Source organism: Sphingobacterium micropteri, assembly GCF_014692515.1.
Lineage (GTDB): Bacteria > Bacteroidota > Bacteroidia > Sphingobacteriales > Sphingobacteriaceae > Sphingobacterium > Sphingobacterium micropteri.
The window spans coordinates 1-2,676 of record NZ_JACOIK010000025.1; the positions used below are offsets into that span (position 1 = coordinate 1).

The window sequence follows — 2,676 nt, forward strand, 5'->3', positions numbered from 1 at the left end:
TGCATATTCCGCACTATACTACACCACCATTCCGCTCCAAAGTACACCAGCGATTCCGCTGCAAAATACACCACTTTGGTGTAAATTTTTAGCAGCCTAATTATAAGTTGACGGTCTTTTAAACTGATCTAGAAAGACTGCCATTCCGACACAAAGTGCACCAATAATTCCGCTGCAAAGTACACCACTGGATATTTAAGTGAAAAAGATTGCTAAGTTGGGGCTGTATTAGACCTAACGAGATGGCAAACAGACCTCTAAATATGCAGAAGATAAGACAGATATTGCTGTTTTTGGAACGTGGCTTTTCCCAGCGTTCCATCGAAAGGGAGACCGGTATCAATAGACGTACCATTGCGAGTTATTTACAGCGCTTTGCAGATAGCGGATTGAGTATTGCGGAACTTCTCCTGTTTGCTGATGCCGAGCTGGAGGCTTACCTTAATGCGGGCAAAACCGAATCAATAGAAAAAGATCCCCGTCGGATACATCTTGAATCACAGTTTTCCTATCTGCTTTCTGAACTCCGACGTGTGGGTGTTACGCGTCAGCTTTTATGGCAGGAATATATCAATGAATATCCCGATGGCTTTGGTTATTCGAGATTCTGCGAGCTTCTTCAGGAACATATTCGCAGACAGGGAGCCACCATGCGTTTTGAACATGATCCGGGCAGGCTGCTGCAGGTAGACTTTGCAGGTGATATGCTGCATTATGTGGATATCGATAGCGGTGAGCTGATAGCTTGTCCCGTTCTGGTCGCCGTATTGCCTTTCAGTGGCTATAGTTATGTGGAAGCACTCATTAATGCATCTCTACCACAGGTATTGCGGGCGCTGAACAATGCCCTTGACTATTTTGGAGGTGTACCATTATCGGTAAAATCGGATAATATGAAACAATGGGTCGTACGCAGCAACCGTTACGAACCAAAGTTCACCGATATGCTGGAGCAATGGGCCAATCATAATAACATAGCCCTCCTTGCCACACGTCCTGCAAAACCCAGGGATAAGGCATCAGTGGAAGGTGCTGTTAAAATAACCTATCAACGGATATACGCTCCACTCCGAAATGAGACCTTTAAAAGTATCAGCGAACTGAACCTGGCGATAGGTCTACAGCTTAAAGAGCACCATCAGAAAAACTTCCAGCGCAAGACTTTCAGCAGAACAGAGCTTTTTGAAAGTAGTGAGAAACCGATCTTAAATCCATTGCCGGAAAGTTCTTTCGTGATGAAGCATTATACACGTGCAAAGGTACAGCGTGATTACCATGTCGTGCTCGGCGAGGACTGGCACTTCTACAGTGTACCTTCCAAACATATCGGAAGCACGGTCAATATCATTTATTGTACCGATGCCGTTGAAATATACATCGGAAGCACCCGTGTAGCCCTTCACAGGCGCAGCTATAAAAAACACGGTTATACGACCGACAGGAATCATGAACCACCACATCACCGCCATTTGCGTGACCGCCTGGCCTGGAACCCTGATGACTATCTTTCAAGGGCAGAAAAATACGGCGTTGCCACCCGCGAATACTTTCAAAAGGTAATGGACAGCAAGCTGATCATAGACCAATCCTATCAGGCCTGCCAGGGGCTGCTCAGGCTGTCATCACTTTACCCTGATCGCATAGAAGCCGCCTGTCAAAGGGGACTGAAAGGTCACCGCTTTAATTATATGGCCATAAAAAATATCCTGGACAACAAAATGGACATGCTGGAAAAAGATAACCGGTCCACTGCCAGTTATACCATTCCGCTGCATGCGAACATCCGGGGTGCTGATGAATACAAATAAAAAAACAGACACATAAATCAAAAACAGAAATGAATACAGATCAAACTATCGAACAGCTCAGATCAATGCGCCTGACTGGCATGGTCCGCCGCTATGAAGCAGTCGCCGCCTTACCAGTACACGAAATCCAGGATGTCCATGAACTATTGGGATCTATGGTACAGGCCGAACTCGAATACCGAGACCATACCAGAACACAGAAATATCTCAAAGCCAGCCGGCTCAGGTACAACGCTCTTCCGGAAGAGATCATCTGCAATGCAGAAAGGGGTATCACACGAGAACAGGTACTTCGACTTTCAGACGGCTCTTTTATACATCGCGGAGAAAATGTTCTTATCACAGGAGCTACAGGATCAGGCAAAAGCTTTTTGGCATGTGCGCTGGGAAGGTCGGCCTGCCTGCTGGGCTTTAGAACTTTATACTTCAGTATGAACCGCTTTATGGATACTGTTGTACAGACCAGACTTGATGGAACCTACCTGAAATGGATAAAGGGTATTGCAAACCAAAAGTTGCTGATACTGGATGACTTCGGGTTAAAATCTATAGACGCCGACACTAGGCTTGCACTGCTGGATATACTGGAAGACAGGTATGGAAATAGCTCCGTTATCATAACTTCTCAGTTACCGGTTGAAGCATGGTACAACTTTATTGATGAGCCAACGCTTGCGGACGCGATAATGGACAGATTGACAGCTTCCGCACACAGACTCTCGCTACAGGGTAAGTCTTTGAGAAAGAAAAAAAATCACTAAGTTTGAAAAGTTAATACAATCCAGTTGTAAAATAGCTCGGGTTATTGGTCACTATATCTGGTGTACTTTCGTCCGGAACCCGTGGTGTACTTTTGTCGGAATATTCA

Annotated in this window: 2 protein-coding genes; both read left to right on the forward strand. The window is 45.4% G+C overall.

Annotated elements, in window-relative coordinates; genetic code table 11:
- The first annotated feature begins 263 nt into the window (after window positions 1-263).
- On the forward strand, window positions 264-1,808 hold the full coding sequence (gene istA, locus H8B06_RS20420; RefSeq protein WP_223857824.1) for an IS21 family transposase: 1,545 nt from the start codon (window positions 264-266) through the stop codon (window positions 1,806-1,808).
- Between the two features lie 65 nt (window positions 1,809-1,873).
- On the forward strand, window positions 1,874-2,569 hold the full coding sequence (gene istB / locus H8B06_RS20425; protein WP_223857825.1) for an IS21-like element helper ATPase IstB: 696 nt from the start codon (window positions 1,874-1,876) through the stop codon (window positions 2,567-2,569).
- Window positions 2,570-2,676 lie beyond the last annotated feature (107 nt).

Coding starts and splice junctions, on each gene's coding strand:
- istA (WP_223857824.1), top strand. CDS start 264: ATGCAGAAGATAAGACAGATATTGCTGTTTTTGGAACGTGGCTTTTCC.
- istB (WP_223857825.1), top strand. CDS start 1,874: ATGCGCCTGACTGGCATGGTCCGCCGCTATGAAGCAGTCGCCGCCTTA.